Here is a 25796-nt window from a genome sequence, read left to right as displayed (position 1 = left end):
AAGCCAATCCGCTGACGGGAGCGCTGAAGTTCGAACTGGAAGAAGGCGGGGGCCGCATCGAGCAACGCGGCAAGCCGGTTCCGCTCAAGAAAAAGGGCAAGCACTTCGTCTCGCCGCGTGGACGTCCGGGGAATATCCGGCATCAAGGGCGGAAGAAGAAGTAAGAATCAGGAAGGCCCTCGTCCCGGACTTGATCCGGGACCGCTGGCGGTCTTTAGACGCCTTGCTTTCAGGCCGGTGCCCCGCCGATGGTTGGGCGACGCTCGGCCAGCGGTCCCGGATCAAGTCCGGGACGACGGCTGTCTTCCCTAACTCAGCCGTTCGATCGCATCTGCATCCAGCGTACCGGGAATCACGAAGACCGGGCAGGGCATCTGGCCCAGGCCCGCACCGGTGAAGTGCGTCACCAGCGGCCCCGGCCCGCCTTCCTTGGCCGCCCCGAGCACGAGCGCGGAGACCTCTCCGTTCTCCTTCAGATACTCGCGCACGATCTTGATGTCTTCTCCCATGCGAACGGAGATGACCGGCATCTTAGCGCCTTGTGATAAAAGGTTTCCGGCAGCCGCCGTCACCAGCGTCTCGGCACGGGCCCGCGCCTCTTCCTCGATAGTCGCCTGGACGCCGCCGAAGGCATTGAATGGCTGGGGAGGGACGATGGCGAGAAGATGGAGGGCACCGTCCGTCTTGGCCGCGCGGCGCGCGGCGAATTGCAGCGCCACCAGCGCTTCTTCCGTTTCGTCGACGATGACTAGGTAGATGCGCATGGGTTTCCTCTCGAAGGCGGCTTATCGGGCTATTCAGGTCATGGTGCAAGCCATCACGATTGCGAAAAAAGGATCGTGAAGGCGCTTGTGTGTGCGCGTCAACTTGTCCAAGGAAAGGCGGACCCCGCATACCTCCCCAAGGAAAACAAGGGACACACAAGCTTCCATGCCCATCGACATCAAGATGCCCGCCCTGTCCCCCACGATGGAAGAAGGGAAACTGGCAAAATGGCTGGTTAAGGAAGGCGACACCGTCAGCTCCGGCGACATCATGGCCGAGATCGAAACCGACAAGGCCACCATGGAATTCGAAGCCGTGGACGAAGGCGTCATCGGCAAGATCCTCGTGGCCGAAGGTACCGACGGCGTGAAGGTCGGCACCGTGATTGCCGTTCTTGCCGGTGAAGGCGAAGACGCCAGCGCCGTTGCCGCCGCGCCTGCCAAGACCGAAGCGCCCAAGGCTGCCCCCAAGGCCGCCGAAGCCGCTCCGGCGCCTGCTGCAACCCCGGCTCCTGCAGCCGCTACAACCGCTTCGAAGGAAGGCCGCGTCGCAGCCTCGCCGCTCGCCAAGCGCGTCGCCGCCGACAAGGGCGTCGACCTGGCCACCGTCAAGGGTTCAGGCCCCAACGGCCGAATCGTTCGCGCGGACGTCGAAGGTGCCAAGGCCGCTCCCGTCAAGCCTGCCGCCGCTGCCCCGGCTCCTGCCGCTGCCACTACCGAAGCCAAGGCTCCGGCGGTCGACATGGCGCCCGAAACCCGCGCCCTGCTCGACGACCGTGTTCCGCACTCGGTTGAGAAGCTTTCGGGCATGCGCAAGGTCATCGCCAAGCGTCTGACCCAGTCCAAGCAGGAAGCGCCGCACATCTACCTCTCGGTCGATGTCAACCTCGACAAGCTGCTGGCGCTGCGCGGCGAGATCAACTCCATGCTCGAAAAGCAGGGCGTGAAGGTTTCGGTCAACGACATGCTGGTGAAGGCCCTCGGCCGCGCGCTGGTCGATGTGCCGGAATGCAACGTGACCTTCGCCGGAAACGAGCTGATCAAGTATGCCCGCGCCGACGTTTCCGTCGCCGTCTCGATCCCCGGTGGCCTGATCACCCCGATCGTCACCGACGCCAGCGGCAAGTCGTTCTCGCAGATCGCGCGTGACATGAAGGATCTTGGCACCCGCGCTCGCGAAGGCAAGCTCGCCCCCACCGAGTATCAGGGCGGCACCGCCTCGATCTCGAACATGGGCATGATGGGCATCAAGCAGTTCTCGGCCGTGATCAACCCGCCGCAGTCGACCATCATGGCGATCGGCGCGGGCGACAAGCGCCCCTGGGTCCTGCCCGACGGCACCCTGGGCGTTGCCACTGTCATGACCGCGACCGGCAGCTTCGACCACCGCGCGGTGGACGGTGCCGACGGTGCCCGCCTCATGGCCGCTTTCCGCGAATACGTGGAAACGCCGCTGAGCATGGTTGCCTGAGGTGACCGAAGCACGACGTGACCCGGTGATCCGGGTCACGGCCATGCCGGCTGACGCCAATGCCTACGGAGACATCTTCGGCGGCTGGCTGATGAGCCAGATGGACATGGGTGCCGGCCTCGTCGCCGCCCGTCGCTCGCGCGGACGCGCGGTGACGGTGGCGATGGACGGCATGCAGTTCCACCTGCCCGTAAAGGTAGGTGACGAAGTCTCGGTCTACGGCGAGATCCAGCGCGTGGGCCGCACTTCGCTGACTATCGCCATTGAGGCCTGGCGCCGCCACCGGCACGAAGAGGAAGAAGTGAAGGTGACGCAGGCCGTGTTCACCTTCGTCGCGGTGAACGAATTCGGCAAACCGCGCGTCATCGATCAGGAGAAGTAAGACAGTGGCTGATACCTACGACGTCATCGTCCTCGGTTCAGGCCCCGGCGGCTATGTCGCGGCCATCCGCGCCGCCCAGCTGGGCCTGAAGACCGCCATCGTCGAGCGCGAGCTGCTCGGCGGCATCTGCCTCAACTGGGGCTGCATCCCGACCAAGGCGCTGCTGCGCTCGGCCGAGGTGTTCCACCAGATGCAGCATGCCAAGAACTATGGCCTGGCCGCGGACAACATCACCGCCGACCTTGCCGCCATCGTCAAGCGTTCGCGCGGCGTTGCAGCCCAGCTCAACGCAGGTGTCACGCACCTGATGAAGAAGAACAAGATCACCGTCCACATGGGCACCGGCAAGCTGGTGGCCAAGGGCAAGCTGGCGGTGACCGACAAGGACGGCAAGACCACCGAACTCGGCGCGAAGCACATCATCGTCGCCACCGGCGCGCGTGCCCGCGAACTGCCCTTCGCCAAGGCCGACGGCAAGCGCATCTGGACCTATCGCCACGCGATGACCCCGTCCGAAATGCCGACCAAGCTGCTGGTCATGGGTTCGGGCGCCATCGGCATCGAATTCGCCAGCTTCTACAACGATATGGGCGTTGACGTCACGGTCGTAGAGATGCTCGACCGGATCGTGCCTGTAGAGGACAAGGACGTTTCGGCGTTCCTTGAAAAGGCCCTCACCAAGCAGGGCATGAAGATCATGACCGGCGCCGGTGTCGAGGCGATCACCGCCAATGACAAGGGCGTGAAGGCCAAGATCAAGGGCAAGGACGGCAAGGTCGTCGAGCACGACTTCAGCCATGTCATCTCGGCCGTGGGCATCGTGCCCAACACCGAGGAGATCGGCCTGGAAGCGCTGAGCATCAAGGCTGACCGCGGCTTCATCCAGATCGACGACTACGGCCGTACCAATGCCGCCGGCATCTGGGCCATCGGCGACTGCACGCCCGGACCCTGGCTTGCCCACAAGGCCAGCCATGAAGGCGTGACCGCCGCCGAATCGATCGCCAAGGAACTCGGCAACAAGGACGTGCATCCGCATGGCCTCGACCGGAACAACATTCCGGGCTGCACCTACTGCCACCCGCAGATCGCTTCGGTCGGCATGACCGAAGAGAAGGCCAAGGAAGCGGGCTACACCGTTAAGGCCGGCACTTTCCCGTTCATCGGCAACGGCAAGGCGATCGCGCTGGGCGAGCCGGAAGGCTTCGTGAAGACGGTGTTCGATGCCAAGACCGGCGAACTGCTGGGCGCCCACATGATCGGCGCGGAAGTGACCGAGATGATCCAGGGCTACGTGGTCGGCAAGACGCTGGAAACCACCGAGGCCGAGCTGATGCAGACGGTGTTCCCGCACCCGACGATCTCGGAAGCGATGCACGAATCGGTGCTGGCCGCTTACGGACGTGCGATCCACATCTGAGCCCTGGCCAGAGACGCAAAAGAGAAGGGCGGGTCCGCATGGGCCCGCCCTTTTTCATGTGCTTTGCGCCGCGTCCGTCAGCCGTAGGATTTAGACAGCAGCACCAGCGTGGGATCGCCGAAAAACGGTTCCGGAATGAAGCCCTTGTCGCGCTCTACCTCGATAGCAGCGCTGTTCTCGCGGCTCTCGATCGCGATCACACGCTTGCAGCCGCGCTTCTCCGCCTGCTTGCCGAGGAAATCGAGCATGGCCCAGCCCACGCCCTTGCCCTTGTGGTCCGCGCGCACGGAAATCGCGACTTCGGCCGTATCGCCCTGATCGTCGAAGGCCAGAACGCCCGAGGCGATGATCTCTCCGCCATCCGAGAAGCCCAGCCACGATTCGGTCCGGTAGTGATCGGCCTTGACGATCGGGGCGATCTGCTGGGGGCTCACCCGGTCAGCAGCCGCGAAGAAGCGGAAACGGCGGTCGTCGTCGGTCACATGTTCGAAGAACTGCGAGAGGGCCTCGGCATCGTCTTCCCGGGCCGGGCGAACGTCGAGCGCGATGCCCGAGCGAGTGGGCAGCGTGATGGCGTCATTCAGGGACATGGATCGAGACTCCGGTTGACTGGTATCGGATTCCTAAGCCTTTCTATCACGCAAGGTCTTGATCGGGATCATTATCCCTGCGCGCAGAGGCGGCAAGGCTAACACAGCCTGTCGCTTATGTCCCGCTGGCGAGACAGATCACGGGAAGACGGTGGCGTCCGCCGATTCATCGGTTAAGGTAGCGAGGAAACGGCGGTGCCCAATTCCGCCGGGAATGAAATCTGCCGGAGAGGATACCGGCGAGAGGAGAAGGACATCATGGCTGAGGCCATCTATCCCGTGCCCAGCGAATGGGCGAAGAACGCCCTGATCGACGAGGCGCGCTACCAGCAGATGTACGCGCGCTCCGTGGAAGACCCCGAAGGATTCTGGGCCGAGGAAGCGCAGCGGGTCGACTGGATCAAGCCGTTCAGCGTGGTCAAGCAGACCAGTTTCCACGAAGCGGACTTCGGCATTTCCTGGTTCACCGACGGTACGCTCAACCTTTCGGCCAATTGCCTCGATCGCCATCTTGCCGAGCGCGGCGATGCCGTGGCGATCCTCTGGGAACCGGATGATCCGAAAAACCCGGAACGCCGCATCTCCTATCGCGAGCTTCACGAATCCGTCTGCCGCTTCGCCAATCTGCTGAAGGCCAGAGGCGTGAAGCGCGGCGAGCGGGTGACGATCTACCTGCCGATGGTGCCGGAGGCCGCCGTCGCCATGCTCGCCTGCGCACGGATCGGCGCGATCCACTCGATCGTCTTTGCCGGTTTCTCTCCCGATGCTCTGGCCGGCCGTATCCAGGATTGCGACAGCCGCGTCGTCCTGACCTCCGACGAAGGCCTGCGCGGCGGCAAGAAGATCGCGCTCAAGGCCAATGTCGATGAAGCGCTAAAGGCCTGCCCGGGCGTGGAAAGCGTGATCGTGCTGAGCCATACCGGTGCCGATGTACCGATGGTCGAAGGCCGCGACATCGACTGGGCTGCCGCCGTGGCGGAGCAATCCCCGGATTGCGCGCCAGAGGAAATAAATGCGGAAGACCCGCTGTTCATCCTCTATACGTCCGGATCCACGGGCAAACCGAAGGGCGTGCTGCACACCACCGGCGGCTACTCGGTCTGGGCTTCGATGACGCACGAATACGTCTTCGATTATCGCCCCGGCCAGATCTACTGGTGCGCGGCGGATATCGGCTGGGTGACCGGCCATTCCTATGTCGTCTACGGTCCGCTGATGAACGGCGCGACCACGGTCATGTTCGAAGGCGTGCCCAACTTCCCCGATCCGAGCCGCTTCTGGCAGGTCGTGGACAAGTTCCAGGTCGAGATTTTCTACGGCGCGCCTACCGCTCTGCGCGCGCTGATGCGCGAAGGCGACGACTGGGTGAAGAAGACCTCGCGCAAGAGCTTGCGCCTGCTCGGCTCGGTGGGCGAGCCGATCAATCCCGAGGCCTGGTCCTGGTATCACGAAGTGGTGGGCGAGGGGCGTTGCCCGATCGTCGACACCTGGTGGCAGACCGAGACGGGCGGAGCGATGATCACCCCGCTGCCCGGCGCTACCGCGCTCAAGCCGGGCTCGGCCAGCAAGCCGCTGTTCGGTGTAAAGCCGATGCTGCTCGACAACGACGGCTCCGTGCTGGAAGGCGCGGCGGACGGCTGCCTTGTCATCGCGGACAGCTGGCCCGGCCAGATGCGGACGGTCTGGGGCGATCAGGAACGCTTCTTCCAGACCTATTTCACGACCTTCCCGGGCTATTACTTCACTGGCGACGGCTGCCGCCGCGACGAGGACGGCTATTTCTGGATCACCGGCCGCATCGATGACGTCATCAACGTCTCGGGCCACCGCATGGGCACGGCCGAAGTCGAATCAGCGCTTGTGGCGCATCCTGCCGTGGCCGAGGCCGCGGTCGTCGGCATGCCGCATGAGATCAAGGGGCAGGGCATCTATGCCTTCGTCACCTGCAACGCCGAAATCGAGCCTGACGAGGATTTGCGCCGCGAACTGATCAAATGGGTCCGGCATGAGATCGGCCCGATCGCGACGCCCGACGTGATCCAGTTCACGCCGAGCCTGCCGAAAACCCGCTCAGGCAAGATCATGCGCCGCATCCTGCGCAAGATCGGTGAAAACGACTTCTCCAATCTGGGCGACACCTCCACGCTCGCCGATCCTTCGGTGGTCGACAACCTGATCGCCGGACGTCCGCAACCGGCAGCGGCCTGAAGGGCGCCAGAGGGTTTCGCTGCGTCGCAGGTTCGGTTGTCCCGGAATGGGCCAACCGAACCTGCGACGCAGCAAATATGTCATGGAAGATACGTAAGGTTTCCGTCTCGTAAACTGAGGCGAATCCATGAACGCGACGCTTGCTGCCCCCTCCGCCGCTATCCGGCCGGATCTTGAAAAAGGGCTAGGAGCCGCAGGAAAGATCGGCTTCGGCGCGGCCATCGTCGCGGCATTGCTCTACGTGGCCTACAGCGTCTACTCCGACGCTGCGGCGGTCGGGGTAGAGCCTACGACATATCTTCCGTTTCTGCTGCTGTTCGTCGCTCTCCTGATCGCGCTCGGGTTCGAGTTCGTGAACGGGTTCCACGATACTGCGAATGCCGTCGCCACGGTGATCTACACCAATGCCATGCCGGCCAATATCGCGGTGGTGTGGTCGGGGTTCTTCAATTTCCTGGGCGTGCTGCTCTCGACCGGAGCCGTAGCCTTCGGCATCGTGTCGCTGCTGCCGGTCGAACTGATCCTGCAAGTGGGGTCGAACGCCGGCTTCGCGATGGTCTTCGCGCTTCTGCTGGCCGCGATCATCTGGAACCTGGCGACCTGGTGGCTGGGCATTCCCTCATCGAGTTCGCACACCCTGATCGGCTCCATCATCGGCGTCGGCGTGGCCAATGCCATGATGCACGGCAAGAGCGGCACGGCGGGGGTCGACTGGAGCAAGGCCACCGAGATCGGCCAGGCGCTGCTGTTCTCGCCGCTGATCGGCTTCGGCGTGGCGGCGCTGCTTTTCCTCGCGATGAAGGTTCTCGTACGCAAGCGCGAACTCTACGAGGAACCCAAGGACGGCCTGCCGCCGCCGCTCTGGATTCGTGCCTTGCTGATCTTCACCTGCACCGGTGTCAGCTTCGCCCATGGCTCCAACGACGGCCAGAAGGGCATGGGCCTGATCATGCTCATTCTGATCGGCACGGTGCCGACCGCCTATGCGCTCAACCGCGCCGTGCCGGAACGTTATACCGCCGAATTTCACGCCCGTTCGATCGCGGCCGAGGCTGCCCTTCCCGGTGCCGGAGCTGGTACGAACCTCGATCCTGCGCAGGCTCGCCGCCAGGTGACCGCCTATATTGCCGAAAAGAGCTTCACGCCCGAGACGCTCCCGGCGCTATCCGTGCTTGTCCGCGACGTCGATTCGCAGGTGATGGCATATGGCTCCCTTGCCAAGGTTCCGGCAGCGGCGGTAAGCAATATCCGCAATGACATGTATCTCGCCTCGGAAGCGATCAAGGGGCTGGGCAAGCAGAAACCCCGCGAGCTTTCCGAAGCGGCGCAGGAAACCCTCGCCACCTACAAGTCCTCGCTCGACGCCGGCACGCGCTTCATACCCACCTGGGTCAAAGTTGCGGTGGCCTTCGCGCTGGGGCTGGGCACCATGGTGGGCTGGCGCCGCATCGTCGTGACCGTGGGCGAGAAGATCGGCAAGACGCACCTGACTTACGCCCAGGGCGCGGCGGCGGAACTGGTGGCGATGGGTACGATCCTGGGCGCCGACCATCTGGGCCTGCCCGTCTCCACCACACACGTGCTGTCTTCGGGCGTTGCGGGCACGATGGCAGCCAATCGCTCCGGCTTGCAGATGAGCACGGTGCGCAACCTGCTGATGGCCTGGGTGCTTACACTGCCGGTGTCGATCGTCATCGCCGGCGGGCTTTACATGATCTTCTCCCAGGTCTTCTGATCATCTCCGCTCAAGAGGTAGAAAGGCCGCGATGGCGAAGGATTCGCCGAGACTGATCCCGATCCAACCGTCCCATAGCGACATGGGGCCGGGGCTGATCTGGGGCACGGACGTCAGCCCCGCCGGGGCTCTTGCGGTTGCCGATTGCGCTATAGCGCCCGAAGGAGGCTTCCGCTGGCTCCATCTGAACCTCGCGCATCAACGGACGAGAAGCTGGATCGAACAGTTTACTTTGCTGCCCCCTGCCGCCCGGGAGTTGCTTCTTTCAGCCGATACCCATCAACGCGCCTTGGTGGACGGCTTCTGCGCGAAGAACTGGATATTCAGGAATCGCAGCGGACCAACCAGAACCTCTACATCCTGTCGATCGTCACGGCCCTGATGCTCCCCGCATAAAATCCGGTTTCACATGCGCGGCGAAAACAAGATGACCTGCAAGCTGTTCGTAAATGCACATGCGGGCCCTAATTCCATTACTTCCGCCGCTGGCTTGCCGCGTGGCCAATGGTCAGCACGATACCTACGTTCAGGCCCATGCCGAGGACAATGATCGCCAGCGATCCGAAAAATCCGAGATTGTCAAAGTGCTGAAGAAGCAGGGTCCAAGGCAAAGCAAGCAATAGGGCGAATACCCCGGCCAACGGATCATCGGAAACCCCAAACCAGCCATGCGCACTGACAGGAATGAGAAGCAATGCACCTATGCAAAGCGCAGCATAGACGGCAGCTACTCCGATGAGCCACTTCATAAGGACGACCTCGCGGGTTTCACGATCCGAAGCGTTTAGCAGGAGCGACGATCCTGGAACCGCCGCTCCTCCTTGAGGGTATTCAATGTCTGCCCAGTTCGTCCCATTGCTCGACCTGTCCCTCTGCGCGGCCGGTACAGGAAACCTTGCGGCCATAATTATCCGACAGGATGACCTCCCAAAAGCCGGGTCGCAATGCGCTTATCGTACCAAGCTTGCCGTTGGGGCCGAAGGCGTCCTGACAAGCCTTCACGGCGGCCGCACGACCACCGGTTTGCGGCCTGGCGCCCGCGCCAGGCTGGCAACGATAACGGTCAGCTTCGGAGACGTCCGGGGCATTACAGTCGAACCCTTGGGACGCTTGGCCGCCGCCGCTCTTACCGCATTGCTGGGGTGTCGCGGTGTCGATGCGAGCGACTCGTCCGTTTCCGATAGAGACCGATGCGCATGTCCGCGTCGAAGCGTTCCACCAGAACTGCGCGCCTTGCGAGCGTGCGAATTCGAAGCCCCGATTGGACAACTCATTCTCAAGCGAACTGCCTCGCACGCCTATCAAATCGGCAAGCCCGGTAGGGGCCTTCGCCTGCGCCAGTCCAACGAAACCGGCGACCAGCACCGCTCCACCGATCGCCATGTACCCGATCTTACCCATTGGTACTCTCCTGCTGAAAACGTGCGCGGCCTCGCTGCCGGTCAGCGGCACTTGGGCGAGGAGCCGATGTCGGCAATATTGGCTACCCTTCCGTCGGCTACTCCCATCTGGAGGCACTGCCGGGTCTGCCGATTGTACCAGATCGAGTAGGCCGTATTGCCGCTCTTCAGCCCATCCACATTGGAAAAGCCACGCCGGCGCATCTCATCGTCGGCCGATGAACCCCGCGCCCCTTCGAGATCGCTGACATTGATCGATGGGGAGTATCCTGCGCCCCGACGGTCATAATCGCGATAGCTGGTCTCACGCCCCCTCTGCCGTACGCCAGCTTCATACCCGTGTGAATAGGCATCGGATCTATCGTAATTATGGTAACTCTGCGAATAGAGACCGTCCCTGTAGCCGCGCTCATAGACGCCATCGCGATCGTAGTCATAGTGCTTGCCGTCGTCGTGGTCGTGCGACTTGTGACTAATTGCCAACGCCCCGAGCAGGGCGACAGCCGCCGCACCGGCGACGATCGCTCCGGTATTGTTCTTACTGCCAGCTTTCTGATTGCAGTCCGCCGGCAGGGTGCCGGTGATGGAACTGAAACGCCCCTCCATGGTGGCGACTGTGACGCATTGCCTGGACGAACTCTTCCACCAGTTGCTCCAGGTACGATCGTCCCCCTTGGTCGAGTTGATGTGGACATATCCTCGATCCTCCAGCGCCTGTTCTCCTCCAGCGGCGCGGCTGCCCACTAGATCGTCAAGATCGGACGGCGCCTGAGCGATGGCCTCGCGAGGCAGCACCAAAGATGTAACCATGCATGCTACCAGAAGTCTTGACCCCTTCATTCTATTCGCCTCCGTTGGAAGAACCGCCGCATCGCACCCGGCGGGAAAATCTTGGCAGGTAAGGTCAGTCGCCCGTGATGACTACGTCCGGCACTTCATACCGCTCATCGCCTATCGAAATGAGATTGAGGTCGGCCTTGCGCTCGACCTTCAGAACAGAGTTCGTCGAACCATCTGCCTGATTTGCATCGAAGCCGGTGGCCTTGCCCTCGGCATCGAAGAAGATGAGCCGGCTTCCACCACCCGGCCAGAACACGGTCAGCGTTGCGGTGCCATCGGCGGCGCGCTGCACACCGAACTTGCACTCTGCGGTGGGCTGACCTGCTTGGCGTGCGCAGGGAATTGCCCCGGTGGCGTTGAAATTGGTACCCGGCACCAGAGCATCCCCTTTTCGAGGCGCTACAGTCTCGGTTGGCGTTGGGGCGCGATCATCACACGCCCCACATGTTGAGATCGCAAAGGCAATGACCAGAAGCCGAACGAATCGCACCATGACCACCTACGAAGTGAAACGTGCCGGCTGATGATGCCAGTGCCGCATTAAAAGTGCACGAAAATTTATGCCCTATTATTATGCGCTTAAATCCGTCTTTTCGGCGGTTGAGATTACATGCACTTGATACCGGACGGCATGAAAACCGAGCTTGTACTATATGATAATTCGGTGCTGTCCCGGCGATCGATATTCTATTCAGCTGAAAAATCGAATGGTTGATAGCCGCAGCATCGATCCGCAGGCTTCCGGCGAATGTCAGGCCTCCCGCTTCACCGGAATATTGTAGCGCTCGATGTAGTCCGCAAAGGCCTCGTGTACGGCCTCGCGGGTGAGGCCGTAGCGCTCCAACGAATACGCATGTTTCCCGTGCTTGCCCTTGGGGTTTGCATCCATGTAGGCGTCCATCGCGGCCTGAGCTTCCGCAGTGAATGGTTCACCGAAATGCTCATAGATTTTGCGGCATTCGCCGATCGGGTCGCGGACGATGTCGACATACTGGACGTCGAAAATGGCATCGGCGCCATGCTTGCTGCGATAGGCGTCCTGACGCTCGATCATGAGGGCGAAAGTTTCCATGAAGCTCACCCCGATGCCTTCCAGATCGACGTCGTCAGAATAGACCTTACGCACGTTCTCGATCAGGCTGCCGATCGAGCCGAGCACGTCGGCAGGATCGCGGTGGGTCATCACCAGCTGCGCGTCGGGATACACTTCCTTGAGCGCGTCGAGGAAAAGCGGGTGCCATGGATTCTTGAGAGTCCACCGGCCGCCGGTCTCTGCCTGGAGCAATTGCAACAGTCGCTTCTGGAAACGGAACGCTGGAAGATAGTCGGCCTTGTGGAACAGCCAATGGCGGTAGCTTGGAATGTCGGCCTGGGATTCGAAAACCTGCGCGCAATAGGTATAGCTCATCGAGAACTGGCACTCGGACGGGCTGTGGGCGTCCTCATAGTGGATTGCGGCGATCTCGGGCATGTACTTGAGCGACATTTCCGTCTGCTCCTGCATCTTTTGCCAGCGAGGCCCTGCCGTGAGTTCCTCCGTGCGCGGCGGCGGCACCGGGTCCTGCGATTCCCAGCGCAGAAAAGCGCGCCGAGCAGGATCTGCGGCAAGCAGGTTGATGAGCAGCGTCGTTCCGGTTCGCGGCAGACCGAAAACGAAGAGCGGCTTTTCGATAGGGCGTTCAAGAAGCTCAGGGTGAGTTGCGAGCCAATCTTCGATCCGAAGGCGATTGGACATGTATTTGACGAGATCGCGATGCGCGAGCTGACTGCCGCGCTCGGTAAATTTCGCCTCATTGGCGTAGGCCCGCAGCAGAACGTCAAGGCCCTCGAAAACCGCCGGATCGCCGATCTCGTTCAACCCGGTTTCGGCGTGGGCGGCGGTGATCACATCGGCGACATCCATTTCTTGACTCCCTCATCTTCGTTGTCTGTTTTGCGTCAGCTTATGCTCGCACTGTTCTGGCGGAGCGGTTGCCGGTAGCGCAAAGTCGGCTGCCTTTTCAGCCGCGATCTGGTGTCGACGTGCGGACTGGGCTTCGACAGACCGATCTTATGGCTGAATTCGCTCGGAGCCACGTCGGCAGTCTTGCCGATTGAGACAGATCTCATCTTTCGGGCCATTAAACCGGATGCGACTGCCAGGCTTCGATCGGTTGCCTTCGCCGCATGCACGATGCCGTACTGGCGCGGGTCGAGGGCGATCGTTACTTAACCGGACGGTCTGCACCTGGGAGCCGAGATTTGATCGCTGAGCGTCTCATAAGGGTCGCGGCGTAGGGGCTGCTACTCGCCCCTACGCCGCCGTTCATAGGCTCAGGCCGTTATTGTTGAATGATCAGAAGGCTACACGAAAGCCCACCGAGTAAGTCGCCGGAGCGCCTACCAGACGAGCGGCACCGTTCAGTTCCGGGTAGTAGACTTCGTCAGTGATGTTGCGCCCCATCGCATAGATCGACCAGCCGTGCGGCGACTGCAGTTCGATGCGCGCGTTAAGCAGTGTGTAGGCGTCCGAAGTGTTGTTCGGCAGCGCGTTCAGGCGGTTCGTTTCCTTGCCGTGATAGAACACGTTGACGCGGCTCTCCAGCTTCCAGCCCTCGCCGAAGCCGTAATCGTGGACGAGGCCGACGCGGCCGGTCCACTTGGGTGCGCCTGGCAACGGATCACCCACGGTTGCCAGCACATCGGCGATGCGGGCGGAATTGAACTCGGTGATCTCGGAGAACAGGTACGTGCCCGAGGCATCGAAATCGAGCTGGTGGCCGCCCGAGCGGAATACCGTCAGATTGAGCGAGCCTTCGACGCCGCGCGTCTTCGCCTTGCCGACGTTGGTGCGACCGTTGGTGTCGTTCGCCAGGCGCGTGGTTGCCTGCAGATTGTCGAAATCGTTGGCGAAAGCGTCGAGCGACAGGCGGATCGGCCCGTTGTAGTAGCGTACGCCCGCTTCATAGGCCCAGACCGTTTCCGACTGGAACGGGTCGGTTTCGGCGAGCGTCATGATCGAGGTGCCGTCGAAGCCGCCCGAACGGTAGCCACGCGCCACCGAGGCGAAGACGTTGAGGTCGTCATTGATGAACCACTGCACCGAGCCGCGGCCCGAGACGTCACTGTCCTTGAACTGCTTGTCCCAGCTGAAGTTGTTCGTGGAGGCGAACAGCGTGTTGTAATAGGTGATGCCCCAGGGATCGTCGTCGACGTTGCGACCCGTGGAATCGATCTGGTCGCTGGTGTAGCGAAGGCCACCGGTGACGCGCACGTCGGGGATCACTTCGAAGTCGGCCTGGCCGAAGATCGCACCCGAACGGCGGCGCTGGCTGTGGATGTTGTGATAGATCGTGCGGGCGGCCCAGCTGGTCCACTGGCTCTGGTAGTCGATCGTGTCGCTCATGATGAACGTGCCGACGACCCAGTTGAAGCGGCCCTGCTGTTCGTTGCGCAGGCGCGCTTCGAACGAGGCCTGGCTGAGCTTTTCGTCGAACAGATATTCGTACTGGGGATAGGGGGTGCCGTCGCCGTTGCCGCCGACCTGACGCTGGGTGGCCTGTGCGCCAACCACGACGTCGAGGCGCAGGCTGTCGTTGATTACGTGCGAAAGCTGTGCCGAACCGCCCTGAATGTCGATCTTCTGGCGAAAGTACTTGGCCGAATAGAATTTGTAGGGATCGCTGTCTTCGCCCGCATTGAGGACGCTGCTGTCCTGCGCGGCGTTGATGCGGTCATACTGACGGGTGTCGCCCCGGTCGCGGCTGGCGAAGGCCTTGAGGGTCAGCGAGGTGTCGTCATCCAGATCGATATCCAGCGTGCCGCGCGCCGCAAACAAGTCCTTGTCGCCGAAACCCTTGCGCTCGCCGGGATCGGTGATCGCGGGAACCTGAGACTGCACGACACCGCCCACTCTCAACCGCGCACCGGCCAGATCGCCGGCGCCCATGCCGTGCATGAAGCCGCCGCCCTGATCGGTCATCACCGCGATGCGCATGCGCACGTTGTCGCTCAACGGACCGCCGAAAGCCGCTTCGGCACGGAAGCTGTCGTAGCTGCCGTAGCGGGCGTCGACATAGCCCTCGAAGTGGTCGCTGCCACCACGGGTGATCGCGTTGATCACGCCCGCGGTGGTGTTGCGACCGTAGAGCGTGCCCTGCGGTCCGCGCAGGATCTCGATACGTTCGAGGTCGAACAGCGGCATGCCGAGATAGGCGTTGGAGCTTTGATAGACGCCGTCAACGTGCAGTGCGACCGAAGGGCTGCCGTTGGGTTTATAGTCGTCTGCGCCGCCGATGCCACGGATGGAGAGCAGGCCGTAGCTTTCGCCACCGGTGCTGTAATTGATCGAAATGCCCGGAACTTCGTCGACCAGGCTGCTGAAGTCGGTGATCTTGCGCTTTTCGACCTCGTCCCCCGAGACGACGGTGAGGGCGGCGGGAACCTTGGAAAGGTCCTCTTCGCGCTTCTGCGCAGTGACGACGATGTCCCCGCCCGCAGCCGCGTCGGTCGCGGCGACTTCGCGCTTGAGCGAACGCGGTTCGGCGGCGAGCGATATCATGCTCGAACCTTCGAAGGCGATCTTCATGCCGCGGCCGGCGATCAGGCGACGGATCGCTTCAGCGCGAGTGAACCGGCCCTTGAGCGGCGCCGAGCGCTGGCCCGCCACGGTGTCGTAGGGGAACACCATCTGCACGCCGGCCTGGCGACCGAACTCGTTGAGCGAAGTCGCCATGTTCTGCGCGGGAATATCGAAGCTGACAGTGCGATCCTGCGCCGCGTGGGCGGGTGAAATCGCGAGGATCATGGGTAGTGCGATAGAGTGAACTGGCATTCTTGCCCTCCGGGAAAACCGTGTCTCGGAAAGGGAGATGGGCGAAGCGGCGCCCACCTCTATCGCAGGGCAAAAAATGTTCAGCTTGCCGACAGCATGATGGTGCCGCTCTCGCTACGGCGCGCGTGAATGCCGAAGGAGGCGCCGAGCGCGTTGAGCAATTCTGACGGGTCGGTATTGGTGAAGCGCCCACCCAGGCGGATGCGCGAAAGCCGGGGGTCGGCGACCACCAGCTTGTTGTCCAGGTAGCGGTTGAACTCGGCTACCACGAAATCGAGGCTCTCGCCTTCGAAGACCAACTGGCCGCTCTGCCAGCTTCGGGCACGGTCGATCGCCACTGCCTCGGCCGGAGCAACGGCAAGTTCGCGTCCGATGACTTGCGCCAGCGCGCCTGTCTGCACGGGCCGGTTTTCGGTGTCGGCGGCCCCCTTGAGCACCAGCAGGGCCACCGTTTCGGGCTCGCGCCGCGCGTTGAAGGTGCCGGGCTTCAGGTCGAAGCGCGCGCCGTTGGCGGAAAGGCGCAAGGGCGGACCCGTTACGGCGCGTACATCGAGCGCGATCTCGCCTCGCTCCAGCCAGAGCGACCGCGTGGCTCCCTTGATGCGCCAGCTGATCCGGGTGTCGGTGTTGAGCGATACCCGCGTGCCGTCCTCCAGCACCACCGCCCGCGTCTCGCCCACGCCCGTCTCGGCGTGCTCGCGCGCGGCGGCCTGCATGGCGACGCCGCCTGCCAGCGCGATCCCGCCCGCCAGCACACCGCCGCGCAGCAGGTTGCGGCGGTTGAGCCGCGAGGGCCGGGGCAGGGGCTCATGAACGGCGCGCAGCGGCTCGATCTGCTCGAACGCATCGACGACTTGCGCGAACGCGACCGCGCGCCGGGAATCGCCCGCACGCCAGGCTTCGAAGTCCTCGCGCGTGGCAGATCCGGCGTCCAGTGCGGCCAGCCACGCGGCCGCCTCTTCCATCAGTTTGCTTGGTTTCGGCGGCGTTGCCATAGGCGTGAAATCGTCGGTCCTTCTACCTGCTGGGGCGCTTCCTGCAGCGCGCTGGCCAGAATAGCCAGCCCCTTCGCAAGATGCTTCTCCACTGTAGAGACGGACAAGCCCATCCTCACCGCTATGTCGCGCGGCAACATTCCTTCGAAACGCCGCAACTGCACCACCGTGCGGGCTTGAGCGGGCAGCGTTTCCATCAGTTCCATCAGCCGCGATAGCTCGATCCGGCCGGAGACTACCGCGAACTGGTCCGGCGCGCCGTCGGCAAAGTCCATCGCTTCCATGTCGGCCAGATGCTCGAAGCGGACCACGGTGGCGCGGCGGTGGCGTTCGTGGGCCAGGTTGCGGATGATCGTCAGGACAAAGCCGCGCGGATTGGCGATCTCTCGCTGGTGCGCGGCATCGATGGCGCGGGCATAGGCTTCCTGCACCAGATCCTCGGCATCGGCGGGCGCGACGAGGCGCGCGGCCTGACGCCGGAACGCCGCGCGATGCGGCAGCACTTCATCAATGAACCAGCGATCTGCGTCCCGTAGCCAGGTCAAGGCCGTTGTCCTTTGTCGCAACCCGGACGCAGCCGTTAGGTGGTGAGAATGACAGTAGCGGGACAAATTTTGTCACATGACTGTCCGAAAAGCCCGATAGCGGAGCCCCATGCATGATTTCCCGCAAGGTTTCGCATGGCACCGCCGCGCCGTGCTGGCTGCCATGGCCGCGCTCGGTGTGCAGGCGTTGCCCCGATTCGACGCTTTCGCCGCCAGCGCTGACCCTTTCGCACTGGGCGTCGCCAGCGGCGATCCGGCAGCGGACGGCTTTGTGCTGTGGACCCGCCTGGCCGGCCCGGCCGGAACCGTGCTGCCCCCACGCGCGGTTGCGGTCCGCTTCGAAGTGGCGGAGGACGAAGCGTTCCACCGCATCGTGCGCACCGGTATCGAGATCGCCCGGCCCGAAGCCGCACACAGTGTCCATGTCGAGCTTGGCGGCCTGCGGGACGGCCGCACATACTGGTATCGCTTCCACGCACTGGGCGCGACCAGTCCGGTCGGGCGGACGAAGACGGTTCCAGTCAATGCCGACCGCCTGCGCCTTGCGATGACGTCATGTCAGCACTGGGAACTGGGCTGGTTCGGCGCCTACCGCGACATGATCGCCGCCGCGCCCGACCTTATCGTGCAAGTGGGCGACTACATCTACGAACAGGCCTATCCCAAGGAGCCGCAGGTCCGCAGCTTCGGCGCACCCGACCCGACCGACCTTGACGGCTACCGCGCCCGCTATGCTCTCTACCGCAGCGATCCGGACTTGCGTGAGGCGCACCGGCTGTTTCCATGGCTGGTTACGTGGGACGACCACGAAGTCCTCAACGACTATGCCGCGCTGGCCAACCGTGAGGGTCTGCCACCCGAGGTGTTCGCGGTGCGTCGTGCAGCAGCGTACCAGGCCTATTTCGAGCATATGCCGATCCGGCCAAGCCTGTGGCGCTCAAAACCCGCACCGCGCCTGTTCCGCGCGGTGGACTGGGGCGAGCTTGCCTCGCTGTCGATGCTGGATACGCGGCAGTATCGTAATGCTCCGGCCTGCGCTGCTCCGCAGGTGGCGCGCAACCTGAAGCTCGATCACTGCCAAGAACGGCACGGCGCCGATCGATCCATGCTGGGCACGGCGCAGGAAGCATGGCTTGACCGGCGTCTCGAACGTGAACGTCGGCCCTGGTCCCTCCTGGCTCAAGGCGTGTTTTTCGCACCTCTGGCGCTCGACGGAACGGGCGAGACGGTATGGAGCGACCAGTGGGACGGCTACCCCGCCGCCCGAGATCGACTGACCGAACGGCTGGGCCAGCCATCCGTGAACAATGCAGTCGTTCTTAGCGGCGACATTCACAGTTTCTGGATCAATGATCTGAAGCACGGTCCCGCTTCAGGCCCGACGGTCGGCACCGAGATCGTGACGTCCGCTCTGGCAGCGCAATCGCCGCCTCCGGGCCGTTTCGGCGACGTTCTGGCCAACAATCCGCATATCCGGCTCAGCGACGTGCAACATACAGGCTATGTCCTGATGGAAGTCGACCGACGCCGGATGAACGCACAACTCAGGCAGATCGACGCAAGACAGCGAGATGCACGACCGAAACTATTAGCGATGATTGAAAAGGATGCGGGTGCAAGGCATGAACCTGCCATCGTAACCTCGGGATCCTCGCACAGCCTTTGAGTATAGGACGTTTACGAATCTGGAGGTGCCTGACCATCGAACCGCTGCCCAGATACCAGCACCTTCGGATCGGGAATGGATATCAGTGGTTGGGATTGAGCATTCCCGAGTAGGATGACCGCCAATTTCTACGCGAAATTCGGTCTGGCACGTTTCTTGTTTGGCAGGGCCCGCACAACCTCGTGGGGGACCAATGAGCAAGTTACCGAATACCGCTGCCACTTTGATGTTCGCCAGCATCCTCAATCCGGCTTTGGCATATGCTACGGACGCAGCCGATACACCGGAGAGCGCGGCGGCTGAAAGCGGCCCGGCTTCCGAAATCGTCGTCACCTCGCTCAAGCGCGAGATCCGGTTGCAGGACGCGCCTGCCAGCATCACCTCGCTTTCGAACGACACTCTGCGCGCGGCCAACATCGATTCCGCGAACGACCTGGTCCGTGCCGTCCCGAGCCTGACGATCACCGACGCGGGACCAGGGCAGCGCCGAATTACCCTGCGCGGAATTCGCAGCGCGGGTGACGCGCAAGTCGGGATCTACTACGACGAAACCCCTGTCGCTGGCCCTCCGGGAACGACCAGCGATCCCGGCGGCAGCCAGTCCGACTTCAAGCTGTTCGACCTTGAGCGCGTGGAAGTGCTGCGCGGGCCGCAGGGTACGCTCTACGGCGCCGGCGCGGTGGGCGGCACGATCCGCCTCGTCACGCGCAAGCCGGATTTCGAGTTCGGCGGCAACGTCGATGTCTCCGGCACGACGACCGAGGGCGGCGGCGAGGGCTATCAGCTCAATGCGGCCTTGAACGTGCCGATCGTCAAGGATGTGCTGGCGGTACGCGGCGTATACTTCCGCCGTGACAACGACGGCTGGGTCGATAATCCGGGGTTGGGCCTCAAGGGCATCAACTCGGAGCGTAGCGACGGTGGCCGCGTGCTGGTGCGCTTCATTCCCGCCTCATGGCTGACGATCGACGGCGCGGCGCATTTCCTGTTCACCGAGGGCGGCGCCAGCACCTGGTCGCCGAGCGCGGGCAAGTACAATGCGGTCAACGCATCGCAGGTGCCCTATACCGACAAGCAGCGGCTCTACAGCCTTTCCGCGCGCGCCGAGCTGGGCTTCGCGGACCTTGTGGCAACCACGAGCTACCAGGATCGCGATACGCTGGTGACCCGCGATCCGACGCCGCTGTTCCGCAGCTTCAAGACACGCGCGACGTGCGCAACGCACTTCACCTCGGCGGTCTGCGCCACCAATGCCGGATTTGCCGCCTACAACGCCTATGTCGACGGTCTGCTGCCGGTCATCTACTACCAGCCGCAATCGGTGACCGACTGGACCAGCGAACTGCGCCTGCAATCGACGGGAACGTCCTGGTTTCAATGGACCCTGGGCGGCTTCTACGAGGACCGTGATTCCAAGGTCCTGTCGGAGGCGCGCCGCACCAACGCTTCGGACGGATCGCAGATCGCGGGCGCCGCGCCGCTGCTCCAGCGCCACGTCGTGGATTACCTCAAGCAGAAGGCGGCGTTCGGTGAGGTTGCCGTCACGCCTCTCTCCGGGCTGACCCTGACCGGCGGCCTGCGCTACTACAGCTATGACAAGACCGTGGGCGGCGACACCACGATCGGTTTGGACATCCTGCGCACTTCGGTGACCCCCTGGGCGCTCTACAAGACGAAGAACAACGGCTGGCTCTACAAGGGCAACGTCAGCTGGAAGGCGGCGGACAATGTGCTCGTCTACGGTCAGGTCGCCACCGGCTATCGGCCCGGCGGCGTCAACCAGGTGCTGGGCCTTGCGCAGGCACTGTCCTATGCGCCGGACAAGCTGACCACCTACGAGGGCGGCATCAAGACCTCCTTCGGTGGCGATGCGCTGATCCTCAACCTCGGCGGCTACATCACCGACTGGTCGGACATGCAGGTCAGCATCAACAGCGGCAGCTTCCTCTATCTCGGCAATGCGGGCGCGGCGCGGATCAAGGGCGTGGAGGCCGAGGCTACCCTCAATCCCACGCGCGGGCTGACGTTCAACATCAATGCGGCTTTCACCGATGCCAAGCTGACCGAGGACCAGGTTCCCGACGGCGTCACCCCGCTGGCCTCGACTGCGCGTCGCGGAGACAAGATCCCGTTCATCGCCCCGCAGACCGTGAGCTTCGCCGGACAGTACGACTGGGCGCTGGGCTCGGGCGGCTGGAGCGCGCTGCTGCGCGGCGATCTCAGCTATACGGGAGCGTCGCGCGCAGATTTCCGTCCCACTTCGGCCAGCTACCGCAAGGTAGGCGATTACATCCTGGCAAATGCCCGGGTCGGCGTCCGCAACGAGCGCTACGGCGTGTTCTTCTACGTCAACAACCTGACGAACACGGTCGCGCGCACGTCCGCGGGCAATACGCTGGGCGGCACGACCGAGACCGTGACCACCATTCCGCCGCGCACCTACGGCATCAATCTCACCGGCTCGTTCTGATCCGAAGCGAAAGAGCATCTTGATGAAACACACTTATCTTGCGCACGCCGCCTTCGGCGCGCTTGCACTCGCATCGGCGCCCTCGGTCCATGCCGATGCCCTGTCGGACAAGGATACCGCCGCCATCATCGCCGGGATCGACGCCCGCAAGCCCCAGCTTGCGGCGAATGCCCGCAAAATCTGGGAACTGGCGGAGATCGGCTTCCATGAGGACCAGAGTTCGGCACTGCTCCAGCAGCAACTCAAGGGCGCGGGCTTTCGGGTGGAGACGGGGACGGACGGTATTCCGACCGCCTTCACCGCCACATACGGAAACGGAGGACCGGTGATCGCCCTGTTGGCCGAGTATGACGCCCTGCCGGGGCTCTCGCAGGTCGATCAGCCGGCGGAACAGTCGCGCGGCGGCGTGGCGGGCCATGCCTGCGGGCACAACCTGCTCGGCACCGCCTCGGTCGAGGCCGCGATCGCGCTGGCCAAATGGCTCAAGGCCAGCGGTACGCCCGGCACTGTACGGCTTTACGGAACGCCGGCCGAAGAGGGCGGTTTCGCCAAGGTCTACCTCGTGCGCGACGGTTTCTTCAAGGACGTGGACGCGGTACTGAGCTGGCATCCCAGCAGTTCCAACGGCGCATCTCAAGGCCAGCTGCTGTCGATGGTGACGGCCAAGTTCCGCTTCACCGGCGTGGCCTCCCACGCCGCCGCCGCGCCGGAGCGGGGGCGTTCCGCGCTCGACGGCGTGGAGATCCAGAACGTTGCGGTGAATTACCTGCGCGAGCATGTACCTTCCGACGCGCGCATCCACTACACGATCACCAACGGCGGCGATCAGCCGAACATCGTGCCTGCCCATGCCGAAAGCTTTTACTACGTGCGGCACTACGACCCGGAAGTCGTGCGCGATGTCTTCGAGCGCGTGGTGAAGGCGGGTGAGGGGGCAGCGCTGGCCACCGGCACCAAGTTCGAATACGAGATTATCGGCGGCAGTTTCGGCACCCTGCCCAATGATGCGCTGGGCCGGGTGGTCGATGCCAGCCTGCGCCGGGTCGGCGGCTACAGCTACACGCCGGACCAGCAACGCTATGCCGACGCCATTGCCAAGACGCTGCCGAAGGGCGCGGCGAAAGGCGGCCCCTCCGAAATCGGCGCCTACGATTTCGGGCGCAAGGGTTCCGCTTCGTCGGACGTGGGCGACATCAGCTGGGTCGTGCCCACCGCCAGCCTCGGCACCGCGACCTGGGTGCCCGGAACGGCGCCGCATAGCTGGCAGGCGGCTTCGGCCAGCGGCACGTCGATCGGCGTGGAAGGCGCGGAAGTGGCGGCCAAGACCCTGGCTCTTTCAGGCGCGCAGCTGTTCCTGAACCCGGACAAGCTGAAAGACGCGAAGGCGGAGCTTCTGCGCAGCCAGGGGCCGGACTTCAAGTATGCGCCGCTGCTGGGAGATCGCAAGCCGCCGCTCGACTATGCCCGCAGCGCATTGCCGCAGGGCCGTTCGGCGAAGTAGGCATCCGACCGACAAAAAAAGCCCGCCGCCGTCTCCTGGACGGCGGCGGGCTTTTCGCTTCCTATTCTCAGCGGCTGCGTTCGAGACGTTCGTAAGCGGCTTCCAGCGGACGGGGATCGACCCAGTCGGCGAGGGCGAAATCGCGTTCAAGGAAACCGAACAGGCCCAGCGCCTTCTTCTGCTGCTCGAACAGGGCGAGCCGCTCGGCGTCCAGCGTAGGGTGCAGGGTCTTGTGGAAGTCCGCCCCGTAGGCTTGGGTAACTGCCTCCACGCTGCCGCGGGTTTCGGATTGGAGGATTTCGTGAACTCGAGCGACGTTCTGTGCGGCCCAGTCCGCCGCGCGCAGCGTGCTTTCCAGGAAGCGGACGAGATAGTCGAAGTGATCGTCGATCAGGCTCTGGTGAACGGTGATGGGCCGAGGCGTGCCGTTGTTCACGCGGGAGCTGCGGTTCGGCAGGGCATCGAGATCGATGCCCACGACCACGCCTGCCTCGCGTGCCCCGTCGAGTGCGGAGGCGCCCTTGACGTAGACCGCATCGACCTCGCCCGCGGCGAGAGCGTCGATCGCCCAGAGTTTGTTGAGGCTTCCCCGGCCCGGCTGGCTGTCGCGGCCGGCGCCGCCGATGTTGCGGATCGTGCCGTCGACCTCGACCAGTTCCACATCGTCGAAGGTCAGCCCCGCCGTGTGCAGCGCGCCCTTGTAGCCCAGCAGCGACATGCCACGGCCGATGCTGGTGCCGCGAATGTGGCTGGGGATTTCGTGGTCGGTCCAGCCGGGCAGGGCAAGCCGCTTGCCCTTGAGGTGAGCAGGCTCGGTAATGCCGGAATCGGGGCGGACGAGGATCACCTGACTTTCCTCGATCCAGGTCAGGCCGACCAGTTTGGTCGGCTCGCCTTGCGCGCGCGCGGCGAAGGCCAGGATATTGCCGCCTTCTCGGATCAGTGTCGGCAGGCGGTGGTCGTAATGGCGCAGGGCGATCTCGGGCGTCGATTCCTGCAAGGTGCGCACGGGAATGCCTTCGGCGGCAAATTCCTCGGTCAGCCAGCCCAACTTGTAGGCGAGGCCGGTGGCGGTGGGCACCGGGCAGCGGGTGAACCAGATTTCGTCCGGTGCCGAGGATACGGAAGGAACGGGTTGGGTTGCCATGCGAGTTGTCCTTTCTCTCAGAAGGTCACGGAAACGGCGCCGCCCCAGACGCGGGGCTCAATTATGTATTTGATGTATCCGAAGTTTGCGGAGGGGATGATCGTCGAGGCGGCATGGCTGTTGGTCACGTTGCGCGCGAAGATCGAGAACTTGATGTCGCTGGGCAGTTTCCAGCTAAGCGCGGCATTGCCCAGCCACTTCGGACCCTGTTCAAGCGGTGCCGTCTGGGTGCCGGCATTGAAGTAAAGGTGCGAGCGGTAGGACCAGTTGGTTTCCGCCACGATCCGATGCCCGTTGCCAAGCTCGAACGTGTAGTCCCCGGCCACGCTGGCGGTGACGTGCGGTGCGCGCACGAACTGGTTGCCGGAGCAGTCCACGCCTGCCTTGCAGTTGGGGAATTCCGTATACTTGGTGTCTAGCAGGCCGAGTGTGCCGGTGAGGTGCAGGGCATCCACGGGCCGGGCGGACAGGACGCCCTCAATGCCCTTGGACCAGCCTTTGCCCGCGTTGGAAAGCTGGCTGAGCGGCAACTGGATGACCGTTACCTGGATGTCGCTGTAATCGTTGTAGAAGGCAGCGAGGTTCGCGCTCAGGCGGCCGCCGAACCATTCGGACTTGAGGCCGATCTCGTAGCTTTTCACATATTCCGGATCGACCGTTGCGACCTGGGTCTGGACGGTTGCGCCGGTGTTGAAGCCGCCCGAGCGGAAGCCCTTCGCGTAGCGGGCGTAGACGTTGAGATCGCGGGTAAAATTGTATTTGGCAGTTGCGTCGTAGGTGAACGCGCGCCAGTTGCGCTTCGTATCCTGTGCCGAGCGTGTGGCGATGCCCGTGCCCGTCACCGAATTGCGCGACCAGAAGGCCACCGTATCCAGGTAGGTCAGCGTTCCGGTGCCGCCGGTGGCGGTGCCGATCGTGTCGAGGTCGATCGCCTTGTCTTCCCAGGTATAGCGGCCGCCGAGAATGATCTCCAGGTTATCGAACGGCTCGTACGTGACATTGGCGAAGAGGCCGTAGCTGTTGTTGCTCTGGATGAACTGGGTATTCGTCCAGGCGGTTCTGAGGCCCACGGTGTTGGGCAGGACAGCGGTGGCCGCCTCGGAATCGAGTTTTTCGTAATAGTAGTGTGCGCCCAGGATCCATTTCAGGCGGCCCTCGTCCGGTGAGGCAAGCCGCAGTTCCTGGCTGAAGATCTTGGCATCGAGGCTGCTGTAGGTATGGGTGCCTTCGTGATTGACCTGGGTGCCGAGTTCGGAACGGTGCTTGAACTCGTTGTAACCGCTGATCGACGTGAGATGCAGGTCGCCCACGTCCCAGTCGAGGTTGAGTTGAACCCCGCGCTGGCGCAGATCCTGTCCGCTGTTGCCGAATGAGGAATTGTTCTTGTAGCCCTGCGGTACTGCAAAGCCGGCGCTGTCGGTGGCATTGACGCCCTGGTAGATGATGTCGCCCACGTTCTTGTAATCGCGGTACTGCACGCGCAGCAGCGCCTCGAAGGCATCGGTCGGCTTGGCCAGTACCGAGAAGCGCGCGGCAGCCTCTCGGTTCTTGCCCATCGGGGTGCCGTCATGCTGGTTGGTGGCGAAGCCGTCGTCATCGCGGAAATGTCCCGCGAAGCGCACCGCCACCTTGTCGCTCAGCGGGCCGCCCCAGGCGCCTTCCAGCAGCGTTGAGCCATAGCTGCCATATTCGGCGCGGGCATAGCCGCTGGCGTCGAACGCGGGCTTGCGCGAAATGAAGTTGACCGCCCCCGCCGTGGTGTTCTTACCCCAGAGCGTGCCTTGCGGACCGCTCAGAGTCCGTTTGAAAATTCGCTGAAAGCGAATTTTGCGGCACCAGCCCACGCCCC

20 protein-coding genes are annotated in these 25796 nt (G+C 63.3%); 8 read left to right on the top strand and 12 right to left on the bottom strand.

From position 1 onward, the window contains the following. Nucleotides 1–308: 308 nt before the first annotated feature. Complete coding sequence (locus RT424_RS18985) at nt 309–764, bottom strand: universal stress protein (protein ID WP_313441408.1); 456 nt, start codon at nt 762–764, stop codon at nt 309–311. A gap of 166 nt (nt 765–930) precedes the next feature. On the opposite strand from RT424_RS18985, the gene RT424_RS18980 reads away from it, so the two are divergent. Genes RT424_RS18980 through lpdA form a run of 3 tightly spaced genes read left to right on the top strand, consistent with a single transcriptional unit; the run spans nt 931 to nt 4037 of the window. Continuing rightward, a complete protein-coding gene (locus RT424_RS18980; protein WP_313441406.1) occupies nt 931–2235 on the top strand; it encodes a pyruvate dehydrogenase complex dihydrolipoamide acetyltransferase in 1305 nt (434 codons plus the stop codon). Nucleotides 2236–2278: 43 nt separating this feature from the next. Beyond that, entirely contained in the window at nt 2279–2617 is a 339-nt protein-coding gene (locus RT424_RS18975) for an acyl-CoA thioesterase (RefSeq protein ID WP_054438984.1), read from the top strand. Nucleotides 2618–2621: 4 nt separating this feature from the next. After that, entirely contained in the window at nt 2622–4037 is a 1416-nt protein-coding gene (lpdA, locus tag RT424_RS18970; RefSeq protein ID WP_313441404.1) for a dihydrolipoyl dehydrogenase, read from the top strand. Between the two features lie 77 nt (nt 4038–4114). On the opposite strand, the gene RT424_RS18965 is transcribed toward lpdA, so the two are convergent. After that, on the bottom strand, nt 4115–4627 hold the full coding sequence (locus RT424_RS18965) for a GNAT family N-acetyltransferase (RefSeq protein ID WP_313441401.1): 513 nt from the start codon (nt 4625–4627) through the stop codon (nt 4115–4117). Nucleotides 4628–4885: 258 nt separating this feature from the next. On the opposite strand from RT424_RS18965, the gene acs reads away from it, so the two are divergent. Together acs and RT424_RS18955 are read left to right on the top strand one after the other, a co-directional pair. Continuing rightward, a complete protein-coding gene (gene acs, locus RT424_RS18960; RefSeq protein ID WP_313441399.1) occupies nt 4886–6835 on the top strand; it encodes an acetate--CoA ligase in 1950 nt (649 codons plus the stop codon). Between the two features lie 127 nt (nt 6836–6962). Then, nucleotides 6963–8570 (top strand): inorganic phosphate transporter, encoded by a 1608-nt coding sequence (locus RT424_RS18955; protein WP_313441396.1) that lies wholly within the window; start codon nt 6963–6965, stop codon nt 8568–8570. A 473-nt stretch (nt 8571–9043) separates the two neighbouring features. On the opposite strand, the gene RT424_RS18950 is transcribed toward RT424_RS18955, so the two are convergent. The 8 genes from RT424_RS18950 to RT424_RS18915 all read right to left on the bottom strand — a co-directional run bounded on the left by RT424_RS18950 (nt 9044) and on the right by RT424_RS18915 (nt 17163). Beyond that, nucleotides 9044–9319 carry a hypothetical protein gene (locus RT424_RS18950; protein ID WP_313441394.1) on the bottom strand — a complete coding sequence of 92 codons (276 nt, stop codon included), beginning with the start codon at nt 9317–9319 and terminating at the stop codon, nt 9044–9046. A gap of 82 nt (nt 9320–9401) precedes the next feature. Then, entirely contained in the window at nt 9402–9971 is a 570-nt protein-coding gene (locus RT424_RS18945; protein ID WP_313441392.1) for a hypothetical protein, read from the bottom strand. A gap of 41 nt (nt 9972–10012) precedes the next feature. Next, entirely contained in the window at nt 10013–10780 is a 768-nt protein-coding gene (locus tag RT424_RS18940) for a hypothetical protein (protein ID WP_313441390.1), read from the bottom strand. Nucleotides 10781–10874: 94 nt separating this feature from the next. Beyond that, nucleotides 10875–11186, bottom strand: a complete 312-nt coding sequence (locus tag RT424_RS18935) for a hypothetical protein (RefSeq protein ID WP_313441388.1) — start codon at nt 11184–11186, stop codon at nt 10875–10877. 375 nt (nt 11187–11561) lie between these two features. Continuing rightward, nucleotides 11562–12713, bottom strand: a complete 1152-nt coding sequence (locus tag RT424_RS18930; protein WP_313441386.1) for a sulfotransferase — start codon at nt 12711–12713, stop codon at nt 11562–11564. Nucleotides 12714–13145: 432 nt separating this feature from the next. Then, entirely contained in the window at nt 13146–15596 is a 2451-nt protein-coding gene (locus tag RT424_RS18925; RefSeq protein ID WP_313441384.1) for a TonB-dependent receptor, read from the bottom strand. A 107-nt stretch (nt 15597–15703) separates the two neighbouring features. Next, nucleotides 15704–16588 carry a FecR domain-containing protein gene (locus tag RT424_RS18920; protein ID WP_313441381.1) on the bottom strand — a complete coding sequence of 295 codons (885 nt, stop codon included), beginning with the start codon at nt 16586–16588 and terminating at the stop codon, nt 15704–15706. After that, nucleotides 16588–17163: an RNA polymerase sigma factor gene (locus tag RT424_RS18915; protein ID WP_313441379.1), complete on the bottom strand. Its 576-nt coding sequence runs from the start codon at nt 17161–17163 to the stop codon at nt 16588–16590. Before RT424_RS18915 ends, RT424_RS18920 begins: the two co-directional genes overlap by 1 nt. 109 nt (nt 17164–17272) lie before the next feature. Here RT424_RS18915 and RT424_RS18910 point away from each other — a divergent pair, with 109 nt between their 5' ends. The 3 genes from RT424_RS18910 to RT424_RS18900 all read left to right on the top strand — a co-directional run bounded on the left by RT424_RS18910 (nt 17273) and on the right by RT424_RS18900 (nt 22800). Next, a complete protein-coding gene (locus RT424_RS18910) occupies nt 17273–18829 on the top strand; it encodes an alkaline phosphatase D family protein (protein WP_313441377.1) in 1557 nt (518 codons plus the stop codon). 193 nt (nt 18830–19022) lie between these two features. Continuing rightward, the gene (locus tag RT424_RS18905; RefSeq protein ID WP_313441375.1) at nt 19023–21299 is read left to right on the top strand and encodes a TonB-dependent receptor domain-containing protein; all 2277 of its coding nucleotides are present in this window, start codon (nt 19023–19025) and stop codon (nt 21297–21299) included. Nucleotides 21300–21321: 22 nt separating this feature from the next. Further along, nucleotides 21322–22800 (top strand): amidohydrolase, encoded by a 1479-nt coding sequence (locus RT424_RS18900; RefSeq protein WP_313441373.1) that lies wholly within the window; start codon nt 21322–21324, stop codon nt 22798–22800. A 67-nt stretch (nt 22801–22867) separates the two neighbouring features. Here the strand turns inward: RT424_RS18900 and RT424_RS18895 are convergent, their stop codons facing one another. Together RT424_RS18895 and RT424_RS18890 are read right to left on the bottom strand one after the other, a co-directional pair. Beyond that, complete coding sequence (locus RT424_RS18895) at nt 22868–23947, bottom strand: ABC transporter substrate-binding protein (RefSeq protein WP_313441371.1); 1080 nt, start codon at nt 23945–23947, stop codon at nt 22868–22870. Nucleotides 23948–23964: 17 nt separating this feature from the next. Beyond that, a partial coding sequence (locus tag RT424_RS18890; RefSeq protein ID WP_313441368.1) for a TonB-dependent receptor occupies nt 23965–25796 on the bottom strand: 1832 nt, incomplete at its 5' end.

This window comes from Novosphingobium sp. (assembly GCF_032093395.1).
Classification (GTDB): Bacteria; Pseudomonadota; Alphaproteobacteria; order Sphingomonadales; family Sphingomonadaceae; genus Novosphingobium.
Note: the sequence above shows the minus strand (reverse complement) of the source record. Positions and strands in the feature narration are given on the sequence as shown.

Excerpts from the sequence above, each read along its gene's own strand:
- RT424_RS18985 (WP_313441408.1), bottom strand. The coding sequence starts at position 764 with ATGCGCATCTACCTAGTCATCGTCGACGAAACGGAAGAAGCGCTGGTG.
- RT424_RS18980 (WP_313441406.1), top strand. The coding sequence starts at position 931 with ATGCCCATCGACATCAAGATGCCCGCCCTGTCCCCCACGATGGAAGAA.
- RT424_RS18975 (WP_054438984.1), top strand. The coding sequence starts at position 2,279 with ATGCCGGCTGACGCCAATGCCTACGGAGACATCTTCGGCGGCTGGCTG.
- RT424_RS18965 (WP_313441401.1), bottom strand. The coding sequence starts at position 4,627 with ATGTCCCTGAATGACGCCATCACGCTGCCCACTCGCTCGGGCATCGCG.
- acs (WP_313441399.1), top strand. The coding sequence starts at position 4,886 with ATGGCTGAGGCCATCTATCCCGTGCCCAGCGAATGGGCGAAGAACGCC.
- RT424_RS18955 (WP_313441396.1), top strand. The coding sequence starts at position 6,963 with ATGAACGCGACGCTTGCTGCCCCCTCCGCCGCTATCCGGCCGGATCTT.
- RT424_RS18950 (WP_313441394.1), bottom strand. The coding sequence starts at position 9,319 with ATGAAGTGGCTCATCGGAGTAGCTGCCGTCTATGCTGCGCTTTGCATA.
- RT424_RS18945 (WP_313441392.1), bottom strand. The coding sequence starts at position 9,971 with ATGGGTAAGATCGGGTACATGGCGATCGGTGGAGCGGTGCTGGTCGCC.
- RT424_RS18940 (WP_313441390.1), bottom strand. The coding sequence starts at position 10,780 with ATGGTTACATCTTTGGTGCTGCCTCGCGAGGCCATCGCTCAGGCGCCG.
- RT424_RS18930 (WP_313441386.1), bottom strand. The coding sequence starts at position 12,713 with ATGGATGTCGCCGATGTGATCACCGCCGCCCACGCCGAAACCGGGTTG.
- RT424_RS18925 (WP_313441384.1), bottom strand. The coding sequence starts at position 15,596 with ATGATCCTCGCGATTTCACCCGCCCACGCGGCGCAGGATCGCACTGTC.
- RT424_RS18920 (WP_313441381.1), bottom strand. The coding sequence starts at position 16,588 with ATGGAAGAGGCGGCCGCGTGGCTGGCCGCACTGGACGCCGGATCTGCC.
- RT424_RS18910 (WP_313441377.1), top strand. The coding sequence starts at position 17,273 with ATGCATGATTTCCCGCAAGGTTTCGCATGGCACCGCCGCGCCGTGCTG.
- RT424_RS18905 (WP_313441375.1), top strand. The coding sequence starts at position 19,023 with ATGAGCAAGTTACCGAATACCGCTGCCACTTTGATGTTCGCCAGCATC.
- RT424_RS18900 (WP_313441373.1), top strand. The coding sequence starts at position 21,322 with ATGAAACACACTTATCTTGCGCACGCCGCCTTCGGCGCGCTTGCACTC.
- RT424_RS18895 (WP_313441371.1), bottom strand. The coding sequence starts at position 23,947 with ATGGCAACCCAACCCGTTCCTTCCGTATCCTCGGCACCGGACGAAATC.